General features: G+C 44.8%; 14 protein-coding genes. 13 read left to right on the top strand and 1 reads right to left on the bottom strand.

From position 1 onward, the window contains the following. The first annotated feature begins 80 nt into the window (after positions 1-80). Complete coding sequence (gene dnaB / locus DWZ67_RS05440; RefSeq protein ID WP_008664493.1) at positions 81-1,652, top strand: replicative DNA helicase; 1,572 nt, start codon at positions 81-83, stop codon at positions 1,650-1,652. A 158-nt stretch (positions 1,653-1,810) separates the two neighbouring features. On the opposite strand, the gene DWZ67_RS05435 is transcribed toward dnaB, so the two are convergent. Further along, positions 1,811-6,283, bottom strand: a complete 4,473-nt coding sequence (locus DWZ67_RS05435) for a translocation/assembly module TamB domain-containing protein (protein WP_120138382.1) — start codon at positions 6,281-6,283, stop codon at positions 1,811-1,813. A 204-nt stretch (positions 6,284-6,487) separates the two neighbouring features. On the opposite strand from DWZ67_RS05435, the gene tsaD reads away from it, so the two are divergent. From tsaD to DWZ67_RS05375, 12 genes are all read left to right on the top strand, one after another. Continuing rightward, positions 6,488-7,510: a tRNA (adenosine(37)-N6)-threonylcarbamoyltransferase complex transferase subunit TsaD gene (tsaD, locus tag DWZ67_RS05430; RefSeq protein ID WP_087333143.1), complete on the top strand. Its 1,023-nt coding sequence runs from the start codon at positions 6,488-6,490 to the stop codon at positions 7,508-7,510. 13 nt (positions 7,511-7,523) lie between these two features. Then, a complete protein-coding gene (locus DWZ67_RS05425; protein WP_120138317.1) occupies positions 7,524-7,991 on the top strand; it encodes a CinA family protein in 468 nt (155 codons plus the stop codon). Positions 7,992-8,112: 121 nt separating this feature from the next. Then, entirely contained in the window at positions 8,113-8,373 is a 261-nt protein-coding gene (rpmB, locus tag DWZ67_RS05420) for a 50S ribosomal protein L28 (protein WP_004291052.1), read from the top strand. 20 nt (positions 8,374-8,393) lie between these two features. Beyond that, positions 8,394-8,582 carry a 50S ribosomal protein L33 gene (gene rpmG, locus DWZ67_RS05415; protein WP_002560155.1) on the top strand — a complete coding sequence of 63 codons (189 nt, stop codon included), beginning with the start codon at positions 8,394-8,396 and terminating at the stop codon, positions 8,580-8,582. A gap of 14 nt (positions 8,583-8,596) precedes the next feature. Further along, positions 8,597-8,755 carry a DUF4295 domain-containing protein gene (locus DWZ67_RS05410; RefSeq protein ID WP_005827735.1) on the top strand — a complete coding sequence of 53 codons (159 nt, stop codon included), beginning with the start codon at positions 8,597-8,599 and terminating at the stop codon, positions 8,753-8,755. 250 nt (positions 8,756-9,005) lie between these two features. Then, positions 9,006-9,965, top strand: a complete 960-nt coding sequence (gene ftsY / locus DWZ67_RS05405; RefSeq protein WP_005827738.1) for a signal recognition particle-docking protein FtsY — start codon at positions 9,006-9,008, stop codon at positions 9,963-9,965. After that, complete coding sequence (rimO, locus tag DWZ67_RS05400) at positions 9,962-11,260, top strand: 30S ribosomal protein S12 methylthiotransferase RimO (RefSeq protein ID WP_005837204.1); 1,299 nt, start codon at positions 9,962-9,964, stop codon at positions 11,258-11,260. Before ftsY ends, rimO begins: the two co-directional genes overlap by 4 nt. A 78-nt stretch (positions 11,261-11,338) precedes the next feature. After that, entirely contained in the window at positions 11,339-11,611 is a 273-nt protein-coding gene (locus DWZ67_RS05395) for an HU family DNA-binding protein (protein ID WP_025832116.1), read from the top strand. A gap of 26 nt (positions 11,612-11,637) precedes the next feature. Beyond that, positions 11,638-12,819, top strand: a complete 1,182-nt coding sequence (locus DWZ67_RS05390) for an HU family DNA-binding protein (RefSeq protein WP_005837202.1) — start codon at positions 11,638-11,640, stop codon at positions 12,817-12,819. Between the two features lie 193 nt (positions 12,820-13,012). Next, a complete protein-coding gene (locus tag DWZ67_RS05385) occupies positions 13,013-14,008 on the top strand; it encodes an AAA family ATPase (RefSeq protein WP_005827745.1) in 996 nt (331 codons plus the stop codon). Between the two features lie 168 nt (positions 14,009-14,176). Continuing rightward, positions 14,177-15,046 carry a DUF58 domain-containing protein gene (locus DWZ67_RS05380; protein WP_005827747.1) on the top strand — a complete coding sequence of 290 codons (870 nt, stop codon included), beginning with the start codon at positions 14,177-14,179 and terminating at the stop codon, positions 15,044-15,046. Positions 15,047-15,053: 7 nt separating this feature from the next. Continuing rightward, positions 15,054-16,133 carry a hypothetical protein gene (locus tag DWZ67_RS05375; RefSeq protein ID WP_057097896.1) on the top strand — a complete coding sequence of 360 codons (1,080 nt, stop codon included), beginning with the start codon at positions 15,054-15,056 and terminating at the stop codon, positions 16,131-16,133. The last annotated feature ends 52 nt before the right edge of the window (positions 16,134-16,185 follow it).

The raw sequence follows: 16,185 nt of genomic DNA, 5'->3' as shown, positions 1-16,185 counted from the left end.
TTCGGTTTGCACTATCTTTGCTTTCCCTTTCTAAAAGGGAAATTCATTTAATTTTTAATTTTCAATTTTTAATTCTGAAAGTGGCAGAACAAAGAAGAACATCCCGTACTCCGAAAGGAAAGGCACCACAGCCTGTAACAGACTACGGACGTATCCAGCCGCAAGCGCCGGAGCTGGAAGAAGCAGTCTTGGGAGCCTTGATGATTGAGAAGGACGCTTATTCGCTGGTAAGTGAAATTCTTCGTCCGGAGTCATTCTATGAGCATAGACATCAGTTGATATATTCCGCTATTACCGATTTGGCCGTGAATCAGAAGCCGGTCGATATCCTCACCGTGAAGGAGCAACTTTCCAAGCGGGGAGAATTGGAGGAAGTGGGCGGCCCGTTCTATATTACCCAACTCAGCAGTAAGGTGGCATCTTCTGCACACATCGAATACCATGCACGTATCATTGCGCAGAAAGCTTTGGCACGTGAATTGATTACTTTTACCAGTAATATCCAGAGCAAGGCTTTCGACGAGACGCTGGACGTGGACGACCTGATGCAGGAGGCCGAAGGAAAACTGTTCGAGATTTCCCAGCAGAACATGAAGAAGGATTATACACAAATTAATCCTGTCATTGCCGAAGCCTATGATTTGATTCAGAAAGCTGCTGCCCGTACCGATGGTTTGAGTGGCTTGGAAAGTGGGTATACCAAGCTGGACAAGATGACTTCCGGATGGCAGAAGTCCGACCTCATCATTATTGCAGCCCGTCCTGCCATGGGTAAAACGGCGTTCGTACTTTCCATGGCGAAAAACATTGCCGTGAATTTCCGCAATCCCGTAGCGCTGTTCTCGCTTGAAATGAGTAACGTGCAGCTGGTGAACCGTCTGATATCCAACGTGTGCGAGATTCCGAGTGAGAAAATCAAGAGTGGCCAGTTGGCGGACTATGAATGGCAGCAGTTGGATTACAAACTGCGTGACTTGCTGGATGCTCCGCTTTATGTGGATGATACGCCTTCTTTGTCGGTATTCGAACTCCGTACGAAGGCACGGCGTCTGGTACGTGAGCACGGAGTGAAGATTATCATCATCGACTACCTTCAGCTGATGAATGCAAGCGGAATGTCTTTCGGTAGCCGTCAGGAAGAAGTCAGTACCATTTCGCGCTCATTGAAAGGTTTGGCCAAAGAGCTGAACATTCCTATCATCGCTCTGTCGCAGTTGAACCGTGGTGTGGAGAACCGTGAAGGCGAGGAAGGCAAGCGTCCCCAGTTGAGCGACCTTCGTGAATCCGGTGCCATCGAGCAGGATGCCGATATGGTGTGCTTCATTCACCGTCCCGAATATTACAAGATTTATACTTCTGCCGATGGCAGTGACTTGCGCGGTATGGCGGAAATCATCATAGCAAAGCACCGTAACGGTGCTGTGGGGGATGTGCGTCTGAGATTTATCGGACAGTACACCCGTTTCCAGAATCCGGAGGATGATATGGTTATCCCACCTCCGACGGAGGGTGGAGGAGCTACATTCGGTTCACGTATGAATGCGCCTATCGGAAGTACGGCAACACCGCCACCTCCATCGGCTGCTGATTTTCCACCACAGACGGACAACCCGTTTGGAGGTGTGGGGTCGGACGGGCCATTGCCTTTCTGATGTATTTTTATGGCTACACCCTTTGCCTTGAATGCCTATACCATCGTAGAGTGATGGCTACACCTTTAGGTATAAAGGGTGTAGCCATGTTAAAATACTGTATTTGAGCCTATTTACTTATTCTAAAACCTTCAATGTGGACAGTGAGGACGTCAATCTTATTTTTGCTCCCTTTTCCGTTTTGATTGTGCCTCGGGCCTCTGCTGTTCTGTGTTTATTTTATCAGAGGATAGAGTATCTTGTTTTATTTCTTGTTCCTTTCTCAGCCGGTTGAGTTTCCATCTGTTCCAGAAAAGGAGCTCACTCCATTTGTTGAAATCCTTTTTGAAGATAATGCCAATACCTTGTGTTGTCAGATTTGTCCGGGTGTAGTAGCGGTCGTTCGTTTCGTTGTACGCTTTCAGGCGGATGTCTCCGGAACGGTTGACGAGCCATTCTGCTTCAAAGTCTCCCACAAAATTGGTATTTGCCATCGGATTGTCACGATAACCAAAATTACCATTGATAAGTAGTCGGTTATTCAATAATTGCCCCGAAAGCATGGTCTCGAACTCCATGTCTGTCCAGCCTCTTTCACCGGTACTGAAATTGGTGCCGAAGTTCCAGTTATTGACATCGAGAATGTTTGATAAAGCGTTATTCAACTGTCCGGAAAGGGTGGATGAAACAACACTGGACATCATATTCGAATTCTGGGTGGCTCCCAAGTTTTCCGGGGTATAGAACTTGCCGATAGCCAACAGATAGAGTATCTGCATGTTCATTTGCTCGTCAGTAGGAATATAGTTACGGACAATGGCCTGCACTTCATCGCGTTCGTTGGGCAGCTCGATGTCGAATTTTACATCGGGTGAAGTCAATTGTCCGGTAAGGTCCATCATACAGTTCACTTTTACATTTGTCTGGCTGATGTAGCCGGAGGTTGCCTCGTTGGGCATCAGGTCATTTAAGGATGCTGAGTTGACCGTATAGCCTGCTTTTATGTCCAGAGTGGCATCCAGCGGCGAACCGTTGAATGTAATGGTACTTCCATCCCTGATAATAAAGTCCTTTCGGATAACCTCTTGCAGACTGAATTTATAGACTCCCTGGCTTATTCGGTAACTGCCGAACATCTTTACATCTCCTTTATTGAAGAACTCAGTACGGATATTTCCGGTTCCCCGTCCACTGATATAGTCGCCGGCGATAGGGTCCATGATAATCTTCATGGTAGCGTCGGGGGTGGCGTCTACCAAGAGATTCAGCCGGATGTCAGTGTCGCTCTCTTTCTCTTCCTCGATTTCCTTTTGGGCAATCTCGTAGTCGGAAAGGCGGACAGAGTCTTGTACGGCACGGCGTGGCGTCTTGTCCACAAACTTGATGAACTGGTTGCTGACCGCTGTAGATACGTTATCCTTTATATAGGTAAAGGTGGTGTTACGATTGGTAGTCATTGCAACGTCAATGTTAACGCCATCTTGGGCATTACCGGCAATAGTGGCATTCCCCGTACCGTAGACGGTGCCGTAGAAGGGATAGTCCGGTGATTCTTTGGTATTCATCACCAGCATGTCGTTGACATTGAAATTGAAACGGTACTCCAGGTTCTTGAAATGCTGATAGTGCAGATAGCCGCTCATGCTGCCTTGATGCCCTTGCGTGTCGAAAATGCGGTTGTTGCGGAAGGTCAACCCGCCGGGCTCGATGTAGATGCTGTCTTTGACGGAGAAAGTGGTGTTGAGCACGTCTACCTTCATGGAAGCATCGCCGAATACACGCCCTTCCATGGTGAGAGCCTTGAATTTGCCATAGAAATGTACATGGCCGGTGGCACGTCCGTTGAATTCGGGCGTGATGCTGCTCATATAATGATGTATGAACTTCAAGTTGGTACCGCCCGCTTCAATTTGGAGATCCAATGAACTGGTGGGCTTCAAGGGATAGACATAGCCATACACATGGCTTTTGGCGATATCTTTCTCCCTGATATGGGCATCCAGATAGATGCCCTTCACGTCGTGGTGCCATTCTCCGTGTATGTTGGCATCACCCAGCAAGCCTTCGTTCAATCCGAGGTTGCGGATAAACAAGTCGGTGCTCATGACGGGGTTTTCCAGTACTCCGCTGGCGAAAGCCGGACCGGTGGCTTCTCCTTTGAAATTGACTCCGAGGTCTGCAATGTCGAACACATAACCGATGTTGATTTCCTTCAAATCCAGACGTACTGTATCTTCGGGTTGTGGTGAAACGATACCATTGATACGCAAGTGCCGGTCTTTATGGCTGAAGTAGAAATCATTGACATACACTTTGCCGGAGTCGAGTACCACTTGGGAGGGATGTATATCCCATAGCGTATCGTTCAGTATCACGTTGGTGGGCTGGACATCAATGACGGTTTTTAAGGGGGGAAGTTTCCTCTTGTTTTCATTCGCTTCTTTCTGTTCACGGATGAAGTGGGCGACGGCGGCGAGTTTCCCGCTGTAGGTTACAGTGCTGCTGTTACCCCAGTTCAGCGTGGTCTGTATGCTGTTGTTCTGGGCTTGCGCTTCTAAAGCTATATTGACAGCGCCGCTTGATTTGCGGTTGCTGAAGCGTAGGCGTGTATGGAACTGGTCACCGGGATTCTCGCAAAGGAACATTCCGGATTCGATGAATTTGTTTTCATAGCGGAGACGGGGAAAATAGCCTTCTACACGGAGTCGCTGTGCCTTGTCATTGAAGTATCCTTTAATGGTGGAATGGGTATATACTTTTACCGGAATCTGAAAGACGGTGGAGAGCAGTTCCGTATTGTAAATGTGCATGTCGAAATGGAAATTGTTCTCCGTCTCTATGGGTTTCTTGTCTGGCAGAATCAAGGCGGGGATATAACGACGCATGATATTCAGTACACTGGCAGGCAGGGTACGATAAGAATAATCGCCTTCTATGCGACCTTGGAGAAAGTTGGATTGGATGGTCAGCCGTTTCTGGTCTTCGCTTTCTCTGATGGCGGATATCTTCAGATTGTCCAGGAAGTATTGTGTTTCCGGAGCTGCGAACAGTAAGCTGTCAACGTTGATTTCACCGTTCATCTCGTCAATGGAACCGCCGGTGAAGTCAGCCTTGACTTTGACTGATATTTCCGTATCTTCATAGTTGGGTGTCAGATGTAGGGCATGAGGACGAAATTTGTCGATGCTTGCCTGAAAGTTGAAAGTCGGTACCCGACTGGCGGTATTGATGGTACCGTTCAAAATAACAGAACCATTGGTGTCATCCAAGGCGACTTTTCCCGTGAAGCCTCCCTGCTTGTATTCTCCATCCAGAGTGATATTTTCGTAATTGTAGTCGCTGTAATCAATGGAGGCAACCAACCCTTTCAGCAGTACGGACGGATATTGCTTTTCATAATGGCTGCTGTTGACATCCAGATTGAAAGTTACTTTACCCAGTTTCTTGTTGCCCAGCATCTTGCCTAGCTCAAACTCTTTGGTTTTCACTGCACCGGAATAGGCAAAATAACCTTTATCTTTGTTAGAACTTAGTTTTACGTCAGTTTGGATGGTTCCGATGTCGGTGCGTACTTGTCCGTAAGTTACGAGGTCTGTGAAGTAGCCCGATACTTCTCCACGGAAGGAAACCGTTCCTAAGTGTTGCAGGACGGGAGGTACTCCATTATAGTTCTTGCTGAAATTCCGGACAAAGAAGGCAATTCCTTCCGGGTCTGCGTACAAATTGGACAAATTACCGAATATATAAGCATTTTCCGGATGGGAAAGGTCTTGTAGTGATACGTCTCCCCTCAGATAAAAATGATTTCCGACAGAGACGGAAAGGTGCGGGCAATTCAGTTGATTGACAGTGCCGTCCGTCTGTACCTCTACTTGCAATTTTTCCTTAAAAGAACCAAAAGCCGGAACAAAAGCCGATAAATCCTGCAAGGCGATTTGAGAGGGCAGCAAATGGAATGAGAAACGGACATCTTGGGCAAGATTGTCAAACGCCCCCAGGCTGTCATAATCCATGTGTATAGTATCCATTGCCAAAGAGGTGTTGGGGAGGTCGATGGCGAAATTTTCGATTTTCATCCGTTGGTCATTACCGATAACCTTTAGGCTTAGTTTCTTCAATTCAAATCCGGAATGTTCTTCTTCGATGCTCAGACGCTTGATGGCAGCATTGATAGAATCATTTTGCAATGCTTTTAGGGAGATGTTTGCAATAATGTTACGCAAGCGGAGATGCTGTGGATTGAACTTTCCCGGAGTCTCTTTCTCGGACAGCACATCATATGAAACCTTTCCGCGGCGTATCAGTAAGGAATTGATACGGAGATCCAGGTTGTTTTTCTTTTGAACCGTATCTTTGGATGCGAATGCGTCGAGTACAAACTGAAAATTAGGTTTATCCTTGGGAGTCTGCTTGTTCAGATTGATGTTAAAGCCGAACAATTGTATGTTACTGATGGATATTTTGCCGCTGAATAGGGGGAGAATATCGAATTTGGCAGAAAGACGGGTCACCTTCAGCATTTCCTTGCCAGACTGGTCGTCCAGGAGCAGGTCGTCGATGATGATGCGGTTCAGCAATCCTATGTTTATTCGCCCAATGGAAATCTTGCTGTCCAGTATGGAAGCCAGTTCATTGGCAACAAATACAGACATTTGTCGCTGAACGGATGGAATGTTCAGCAACAATATGGTACCGATATACAATCCCAATACAATACCGAGTACCCAGCGTACTGTTTTTTTTAGCTTTCTGATAGGCGGTTAATTTTTATAATCAGCCAACAAAAATATGAAATAATACGTTATGAATCGTACTTTTATCACTACTTTTGCAGCGTTTAAACGTAAATAAACATTATGAGTACAATAATCTTGGGAATAGAATCTTCTTGTGATGACACTTCTGCAGCTGTCATCAAAGATGGTTATCTGCTTTCGAATGTGGTGGCCAGCCAAGCTGTGCATGAAGCGTACGGTGGGGTAGTGCCTGAACTGGCTTCCCGCGCGCACCAACAAAATATAGTTCCGGTAGTGCATGAGGCATTGAAACGCGCCGGAGTAACTAAAGAGGAATTGAGTGCTGTGGCCTTTACGCGTGGACCGGGATTGATGGGGTCGTTGTTGGTGGGGGTATCTTTCGCCAAAGGATTCGCCCGTTCATTAGGCATTCCCATGATTGATGTTAATCATTTGACTGGCCATGTTTTAGCTCATTTCATTAAAGCAGAAGGTGAAGATAATGTGCAGCCGGAATTTCCTTTCCTCTGCTTGCTGGTTTCCGGTGGAAACTCACAGATTATCTTGGTGAAAGCCTATAACGATATGGAAATTTTGGGGCAGACCATTGATGATGCCGCCGGTGAAGCCATTGACAAATGCTCGAAGGTAATGGGATTGGGATATCCGGGTGGTCCGATTATTGACAAGCTGGCTCGGCAAGGTAATCCTAAAGCCTTCTCGTTTAGCAAACCGAATATTCCAGGGTTGGATTATAGTTTCAGCGGACTTAAGACCTCGTTTCTTTACTCTCTGCGCGACTGGATGAAGGACGACCCCGATTTCATCGAACATCACAAGACGGATTTGGCGGCATCACTGGAAGCTACCGTTGTAGATATCTTGATGGATAAGTTGCGCAAAGCTGCCAAACAATATAAAATAAAGGAAGTGGCTGTTGCAGGAGGCGTTTCTGCCAATAATGGATTGCGTAATGCTTTCCGTGAGCATGCCGGGAAGTATGGTTGGAAAATATTTATTCCGAAGTTCAGCTACACGACGGATAACGCTGCCATGATTGCCATTACCGGATACTTCAAGTATATGGATAAGGATTTTTGTCCGATGGAAGCACCTGCTTATTCACGCGTAACTTTAGGATAATATATAATAAGGTATGAAGTTGGAAGAAAAGGTAGGAGAGCTGCTGAAAGCAAAGAAATTGTCCCTTTCCACCGCAGAAAGTTGTACGGGTGGAGGGATTGCCGCTCTGATTACTTCCGTTCCCGGCAGTTCGGAATACTTTAGTGGTAGTATAGTGGCGTATTCCAATGAAATAAAGATGTCTTTGCTGCATGTATCTGCCGAAACTTTGGAAAAACATGGAGCAGTAAGCCGCGAAACTGTTACAGAAATGGTGAAAGGTGCGATGAAAACGCTGAAAACAGATTGTGCAGTGGCTACTTCCGGTATTGCAGGTCCTGGAGGTGGGACTCCGGAAAAACCGGTGGGTACGGTGTGGATAGCCGCTGCCTATAAAAATGAAATCGTTACCATGAAGCAGGAGGGGGACGAGGGAAGAAAGGGAAATGTGGAAAAAGCAATTCAAAATGCCCTTTTGTTGCTTTGTGAGAAGCTGAAATGAGGAAAAAATGCTATCATACAGTGAATTATTTTAAGAAAAACTTGTTTGGTAACGATAAAAGTGCTTACTTTGCGCTCTGTTTGAAATAGGCAAAAAAGAAAACTATAAAATTAAGATAGAAATGTCAAAGATTTGTCAAATTACCGGAAAGAAGGCCATGATTGGCAACAATGTTTCACACTCAAAGAGAAGAACAAAGAGAACCTTTGATTTGAACTTGTTTAACAAGAAGTTCTACTATGTAGAGCAGGATTGCTGGATCAGCCTTAGCATTTGCGCTAATGGTTTGCGCATTATTAATAAGAAAGGACTGGACGCTGCTTTGAAAGATGCGGTAGCTAAAGGTTATTGTGATTGGAAAAGCATTAAAGTTATTGGCTAAAGTAGAGGAGAATACTGATTATGGCAAAGAAAGCAAAAGGTAACAGAGTACAGGTGATTCTGGAATGCACAGAACACAAGGATAGCGGTATGCCGGGTACTTCTCGTTATATTACGACGAAGAACAGAAAGAATACCACAGAGAGATTGGAGTTGAAGAAATACAACCCGATTCTGAAGAGAGTGACAGTACATAAAGAAATTAAATAATAAATCTATAACTTATGGCAAAGAAAGCGGTAGCAACCTTGCACGAAGGAAGCAAAGAAGGACGTTCTTATACAAAGGTTATCAAAATGGTGAAGTCTCCTAAGACTGGTGCTTACATCTTTGATGAACAGATGGTCCGTAATGAAGATGTTCAGAACTTCTTTAAGAAATAAGATAAATACAGTGGCTGTAAAGCGCTGATGACTTATAAAGATCCCCTTGTCGGTATTTCCGGTAAGGGGATTTCTTTTTAAAAAGAGGACGAAGTTTTTAATATTCGTCAGTTTTGTTATATCTTTGCTGAAAATGCGAAGATAGGCTGCACCTCGGCATAAAAAATGAACGGGTTCATTTTATTCTGCATCCGGTTTGCACTATCTTTGCAGGGAATGCGAAAACAGGTTGCATAAAAATAATTAGTGTATGGGATTTTTTAGTTTTTTCTCCAAGGAAAAAAAGGAAACATTAGATAAAGGATTATCTAAGACCAAAGAAAGTGTGTTTGGCAAGATTGCGCGTGCCGTGGCAGGAAAGTCAAAAGTTGATGATGAAGTATTGGATAATCTGGAAGAGGTGTTGATAACTTCGGATGTGGGCGTGGAAACGACACTGAAAATTATTGAACGTATCGAAAAGCGTGCAGCAGCCGACAAATATATGAATGCCACTGAGCTGAATCATATTTTGCGTGATGAAATCGCAGCGTTGCTTACAGAGAATAATTCGGAGGATGTGGATGACTTTGAAGCGCCGATTGCGAAGAAACCATACGTCATTATGGTAGTGGGTGTCAATGGTGTAGGGAAGACTACTACGATTGGTAAACTGGCTTATCAGTTCAAGAAAGCCGGAAAGTCTGTTTATCTGGGTGCTGCCGATACTTTCCGTGCTGCTGCTGTGGAGCAGTTGGTGATATGGGGTGAACGGGTAGGTGTGCCTGTTGTAAAGCAGAAAATGGGTGCTGACCCGGCTTCTGTCGCTTTTGACACACTGAGTTCCGCAACTGCCAATAATGCCGATGTGGTAATTATAGATACGGCAGGACGCCTTCATAATAAAGTCGGTTTGATGAATGAACTGACGAAAATCAAGAATGTGATGAAGAAGGTTGTTCCTGATGCTCCGAATGAGGTGTTGCTTGTGTTGGATGGCTCAACCGGACAGAATGCATTCGAACAAGCCAAGCAGTTCACTCTGGCAACGGAGGTTACGGCAATGGCTGTTACAAAGTTGGACGGAACAGCCAAGGGTGGCGTAGTCATCGGCATTTCAGACCAGTTTAAAATTCCGGTTAAATATATTGGATTGGGTGAAGGAATGGAAGATTTGCAGGTGTTCCGTAAAAAGGAATTTGTTGATTCACTGTTCGGGGAGAATGCATGAAACGGAAGACTATAGATATCATCACTTTAGGATGTTCTAAAAACCTGGTGGATTCGGAACATTTGATGCGTCAGTTGGAGGAAGTGGGATTCCATGTGACACATGATGCGGAAAGACCGAAGGGACAGATTGCCGTAATCAATACTTGCGGTTTCATCGGTGACGCCAAGGAGGAATCCATTAATATGATTCTGGAATTTGCGCAGGCCAAGGAGGAAGGAAACTTGGAGAAGCTTTATGTAATGGGTTGCCTTTCGGAACGTTATCTGAAGGAATTGGCCGTTGAAATTCCCCAGGTGGATAAATTCTATGGTAAATTCAATTGGAGAGAGTTGCTGCAGGATTTGGGAAAGGCCTATCATGACGAGCTGCACATAGAGCGCACATTGACCACTCCCAAGCATTATGCCTATTTGAAGATATCCGAAGGGTGTGACCGTAAATGTTCTTATTGCGCTATTCCCATCATTACGGGACGGCATGTGTCGCGCCCGATGGAGGAGATACTTGACGAGGTGAAGTATCTGGTTGCACGGGGTGTAAAGGAATTCCAGGTTATAGCCCAGGAGTTGACCTATTACGGAGTAGATTTATATAAGAAGCAAATGTTGCCCGAGCTTGTTGAGCGGATTTCGGATATTCCCGGAGTGGAGTGGATACGCTTGCATTATGCCTATCCGGCACATTTTCCGGCTGATTTATTCCGTGTGATGCGCGAGCGTGACAATGTATGCAAATATATGGATATTGCCCTGCAACATATCAGCGACAATATGCTGCAAAAGATGCGCCGCCATGTGACGAAGGATGAGACGTATAAGCTGATAGAACAATTCCGTGAGGAGGTTCCCGGTATCCATCTCCGTACTACACTGATGGTGGGGCATCCAGGAGAAACTGAAGCCGATTTTGAGGAGCTGAAAGAGTTTGTCCGTAAAGTGCGTTTCGATAGAATGGGGGCTTTTGCGTATTCGGAAGAAGAAGGGACGTATGCCGCTGCTGAATATGAGGATTCTATTCCCCAGGAAGTGAAACAAGCGCGCTTGGATGAGTTAATGTCTATTCAGCAAGGCATTTCAGGGGAGTTGAGTGCGGAGAAAGTAGGCAGGCAGATGAAAGTGATCATTGACCGGCTGGAAGGCGAATATTATATTGGACGTACAGAATTTGATTCTCCCGAAGTGGATCCTGAGGTTTTGATTGAGCGTGGAGACAGAGCGTTGCATATAGGTAACTTTTACCACGTAGAGATAGTAAATTCCGATGATTTCGACCTTTTTGGACGAATAATTTAAAGATTTTTCCTTATTTTCTTGCATATGTGAAGAAGATTTGCTAATATAGCACCGTAGTTCAATTTAAAGGCTTACATTTTGAATAACAAAGAGTTTACTTCTGAATTGTCGCGGAGGTTAGGGTACACATTGAAAGATACTTCTGAGCTGGTTGCTTCATTGCTGTCGGATATGACACGGCAGTTGGAGGAGGGGAATATTATCTCTATACAAGGGTTCGGTACATTCGAAGTGAAAAAGAAGGCAGAGCGTATATCTGTGAATCCGACTACAAAGCAACGTATGCTGGTGCCTCCCAAATTGGTATTGACCTATAAGCCGAGTACATTGTTAAAGGATAAGTTTAAGTAACCGGCTTTTAAAAAATCTCCCGTATTATGAACGAGAAACTGAACATACAAGACCTGATTGACACGCTGGCTGAAAGGCATGGCATGAGCAAGAAGAATGCGGATAGTTTTGTGAAAGAATTCTTCCAGCTGATTGAGGAGTCTTTGGAGAAGGACAAGTATGTGAAGATACGAGGTTTGGGGACTTTCAAGCTGATAGATGTCGGGAGTCGTGAAAGCGTTAATGTGAATACGGGGGAAAGGTTTGAGATACAAGGGCATACAAAAGTGTCGTTTACACCGGAACCGGCTTTGAAAGATATTATCAATAGACCATTTTCGCATTTTGAAACTGTAGTTTTGAATGACGCTACGGTGCTTGAGGACACCCTGCAGGAAAATGACAGTGAAGATGATGAAGATACTGAAATCAAAACTCCGGAACAAGAGGTGGAGGAGAAGGTTGCCTTAGTGGAAGAAGCCACGATAGAAGAACCTTTGGTGGAAACTGTAGTCGAAGAGCCGTTAGTTGAGCCCGAACCGGAAGTTGAAGAGGAGAAACCGGAAAAAACTGAACCTGAAGCAATGCCTGAAAATATAGTTGCTGTTGAACCGGAACCGTCTGAGCCAGTGATAAAAGATACGGCAGATTCTTCGACTATGAAATATTTTATAGGCATCGTTGTATTTGTAGTGTTGTTGTGTGGTGGTGCCGTAGCTTTCATGTATTATCCGGACTTGCTTGACAAACTTACTGCAAAGCCTCTTGTAGAAGAGGTTGCAGACTCGGATGTGAAGGAATCTGTTACTGAAAAGGTGGATGTCCCTGCCGGTCAAGACAATATTGCCTTGACAGACAGCATTGTTTCAAAAGATGTTGTAGTTCCTGCCCGGACAGATACTGTGGCAGAAACTGTTGCTACAACAACTCCTGCGCTTACAACAACTCCAAAGGAAAATGTACAGGCACAGTCTCCCGCTCCTAAAAAAGAGCAGAAAAAGACAGTTGCACCGTTTGAACCGGATTCTGTGGGGTATACGATTGTGGGAACAGAAACCACTTATACCATCAAGGAAGGGGAAACGCTGACTAGGGTAGCGCTTCGTTTTTATGGGACAAAAGCGCTTTGGCCTTATATCGTGAAGCATAATCCCGGCGTAATCAAGAATCCGGATAATGTACCTTATGGTACCACTATCAAGATACCGAAATTAGCCAAGAAGCAGTAAAAAATTACTGCTTCTTTTTTGTTAAATACTAAACTCTATGAAAGTAGTTTAATCTAAAAGGTTTCGCATAGTTTTTTAATAAAAATTAGTTGGTATGGTTAATTTATTCCCGTACTTTTGGGAGCGAAAAAAATAATTGCCGGTTCAAAACCGGATAAATGAAGAAATTAAACATTAAAAAATAGATTGATTTATGGCTGAAACAATTGACATCCGCGAACTGAATGAGCGGATTGAAAGACAAAGTGCTTTCGTTACCAATCTTACCACAGGTATGGACCAGGTCATTGTAGGACAAAAGCATCTGGTAGAGTCGTTGTTAATTGGTTTGTTGTCCGATGGACATGTGTTGTTGGAAGGTGTGCCCGGTTTGGCAAAGACTTTAGCTATCAAGACGCTTGCTTCGTTGATTGATGCGCAATACAGCCGCATTCAGTTTACGCCTGACTTGTTGCCTGCCGACGTAATAGGTACAATGGTTTACAGCCAGAAGGATGAAACGTTCCAAGTAAAAAAAGGTCCGGTCTTCGCAAACTTTGTTTTGGCTGATGAAATCAACCGTGCTCCGGCCAAAGTACAGAGTGCTTTGCTGGAAGCCATGCAGGAACGTCAAGTTACTATCGGCAATGAAACTTTCGGGTTGCCCAAACCATTCCTGGTGCTTGCCACACAGAATCCTATCGAGCAGGAAGGTACTTATCCGCTGCCCGAAGCGCAAGTGGACCGTTTCATGCTGAAAGTCGTAATAGACTATCCGAAGCTGGAAGAGGAGAAACTGATTATCCGTCAGAATATCAATGGTGATAAATTTGAAGTGAAGCCCATTTTGAAGGCAGACGAAATTATTGAAGCTCGTAAAGTGGTTCGCCAGGTGTATCTGGATGAGAAAATAGAAAAATATATTGTTGATATTGTATTTGCTACCCGTTATCCGGAAAAATATGATTTAAAAGAACTGAAAGACATGATTGGTTTCGGCGGTTCGCCCCGTGCTTCCATCAACTTGGCCTTGGCTGCCCGTAGCTACGCGTTCATCAAGCGTCGCGGTTATGTCATTCCGGAGGATGTGCGCGCTGTGGCACACGACGTACTTCGCCACCGTATCGGCTTGACTTACGAGGCGGAAGCCAGCAATATGACATCTGATGAAATCGTCAGCAAGATACTGAACAAGGTTGAAGTGCCCTAACGCATAATAGAGGTTTTCGTAAACTTGAGGTTTACAATCCTATACCTGAGGCTTAGCGTCGTAAACCTTAGGGTTGAGTACCGAAAACCTCACCCCTTTTCATAGGGAAGTTTCTGTTATAAACTAAATTGCGCTTGTGTGCTTAAATGAGATTATTAAAATAAATCAATGGAAACAACAGAACTTTTGAAGAAAGTCCGTCAGATTGAGATAAAGACGCGCGGATTGTCCAACAATATCTTTGCCGGGCAGTATCACTCTGCCTTCAAGGGTAGAGGTATGGCATTCTCCGAGGTGCGCGAGTATCAGTTTGGCGACGACATACGCGACATTGACTGGAATGTGACCGCCCGCTTCAACAAGCCTTACGTCAAGGTGTTTGAGGAGGAGCGCGAATTGACAGTGATGTTGTTGGTAGATGTTTCCGGTAGTTTGGAATTCGGTACGGTAAAGCAGATGAAGAAGGATATGGTGACGGAAATTGCCGCTACACTGGCATTCTCTGCCATTCAGAATAATGACAAGATTGGTGTCATCTTCTTTTCGGACCGGATTGAGAAGTTTATTCCGCCCAAGAAGGGACGTAAGCATATACTTTACATCATCCGCGAACTGATAGATTTTCATGCGGAAAGCCGGAGGACGAACATCCGTTTGGGATTGGAATATCTGACGAATGTGATGAAACGCCGTTGCACGGCATTTGTCTTGTCCGACTTCATCGACCAGGAAAGTTTCAAGAACGCCATGACCATTGCCAATCGTAAGCATGACCTGGTTGCCGTTCAGGTGTACGACCGTCGTGTGGAAGAATTGCCACCCGTGGGACTGATGAAGATTAGGGATGCCGAGACGGGACATGAGCAGTGGATTGACACCTCCTCGCGTGCCGTGCGCCGTGCCCATCATGATTGGTGGGTGAACAAGCAGGCGGAATTGAATGAAACGTTTACCAAGAGTAATGTCGACAATGTGTCGGTACGTACCGACCAGGATTATGTCAAGGCATTGATGAATTTGTTTGCGAAACGAAATTAATCGGAAAATGAAAAGATATTTATTTCTGATAGCGTTATTGATAGCATGGTCGGGAAGGGTAGTAGCCCAGTCGGTAACGGTAGATGCTACGATTGACTCTTTGCAGATTCTTATTGGAGAGCAGGCAAAGATAAAGCTTCAAGTATCTCTGGATGCCGATAAGCGTGCCATATTCCCGGTATATACCGATACGCTGGTGAATGGGGTTGAAATTATTGATGTGGCCAAGCCGGATACGCAACTGCTGAATGATGGCCGGCGTGCATTGATAACTCAAGAGTATACAGTTACCTCTTTCGACTCGGCTCTTTATTATCTGCCGCCTATGGAAGTGACAGTGGATAATGAGAAGTATCGCTCCAAAGCGTTGGCCTTGAAAGTATATTCGGTGAATGTCCCGTTAGACCCGGAGAATCCGGAACAGTTCTTCGGTCCCAAAACAGTGATGCAAGCGCCTTTTGCCTGGGAAGACTGGTATGGTCTTATGGCTTGTGGTGCGCTGATTATCCCGATAGGGATATTACTTGTCTATCTGATAATGCGCTTCTTCGACAATAAGCCTATTATCCGTAAGGTGAAGGTAGAACCTAAGCTGCCTCCCCATCAGTTGGCTATGCAGGAGATAGAACGTATCAAGAATGAGAAGGTATGGCAGAAAGGGGAACCGAAGGAATATTATACGGAATTGACCGATACTCTTCGTACATATATAAAAGACCGTTTTGGTTTCAATGCTTTGGAAATGACTTCTACGGAAATCATAGATAAGTTGCTGGAAATGAAAGATAAGGAAGCAATATCGGATTTGCGTGAATTGTTCCAGACTGCTGATTTGGTGAAATTTGCCAAGCATAATCCATTGATGAACGAAAATGACGCTAACCTGATTAATGCCATTGACTTTATTAATGAAACCAAGGAGAAAGAAGAGGAGAATGCCAAGCCGCAGCCTACGGAGATTACCATTATCGAGAAACGTTCTTTGCGTACCAAGATTTTGCTGGGAACGGGTATTGTAGTGTTGGCTGTAGCCCTTGTCAGTTCATTGATATATATCGGATTGGAGTTGTATAATTATTTTGCTTAATACAGGAAAAGTGACTTCAATCGGATATACATGAGTGAAAAGTGAGGGATGT

This window comes from Bacteroides sp. AF34-31BH (genome assembly GCF_003602795.1).
GTDB classification, from domain to species: Bacteria; Bacteroidota; Bacteroidia; order Bacteroidales; family Bacteroidaceae; genus Bacteroides; species Bacteroides uniformis.
The sequence above is the reverse complement of the archived record's forward strand: the minus strand, read 5'-3'. Positions and strand labels throughout refer to the sequence as shown.

Bases quoted from the DNA above. Each gene is read 5' to 3' on its own strand.
- DWZ67_RS05435 (WP_120138382.1), bottom strand. From the start codon at position 6,283: ATGTCTGTATTTGTTGCCAATGAACTGGCTTCCATACTGGACAGCAAG.
- tsaD (WP_087333143.1), top strand. From the start codon at position 6,488: ATGAGTACAATAATCTTGGGAATAGAATCTTCTTGTGATGACACTTCT.
- DWZ67_RS05425 (WP_120138317.1), top strand. From the start codon at position 7,524: ATGAAGTTGGAAGAAAAGGTAGGAGAGCTGCTGAAAGCAAAGAAATTG.
- rpmB (WP_004291052.1), top strand. From the start codon at position 8,113: ATGTCAAAGATTTGTCAAATTACCGGAAAGAAGGCCATGATTGGCAAC.
- rpmG (WP_002560155.1), top strand. From the start codon at position 8,394: ATGGCAAAGAAAGCAAAAGGTAACAGAGTACAGGTGATTCTGGAATGC.
- DWZ67_RS05410 (WP_005827735.1), top strand. From the start codon at position 8,597: ATGGCAAAGAAAGCGGTAGCAACCTTGCACGAAGGAAGCAAAGAAGGA.
- ftsY (WP_005827738.1), top strand. From the start codon at position 9,006: ATGGGATTTTTTAGTTTTTTCTCCAAGGAAAAAAAGGAAACATTAGAT.
- rimO (WP_005837204.1), top strand. From the start codon at position 9,962: ATGAAACGGAAGACTATAGATATCATCACTTTAGGATGTTCTAAAAAC.
- DWZ67_RS05390 (WP_005837202.1), top strand. From the start codon at position 11,638: ATGAACGAGAAACTGAACATACAAGACCTGATTGACACGCTGGCTGAA.
- DWZ67_RS05385 (WP_005827745.1), top strand. From the start codon at position 13,013: ATGGCTGAAACAATTGACATCCGCGAACTGAATGAGCGGATTGAAAGA.
- DWZ67_RS05380 (WP_005827747.1), top strand. From the start codon at position 14,177: ATGGAAACAACAGAACTTTTGAAGAAAGTCCGTCAGATTGAGATAAAG.
- DWZ67_RS05375 (WP_057097896.1), top strand. From the start codon at position 15,054: ATGAAAAGATATTTATTTCTGATAGCGTTATTGATAGCATGGTCGGGA.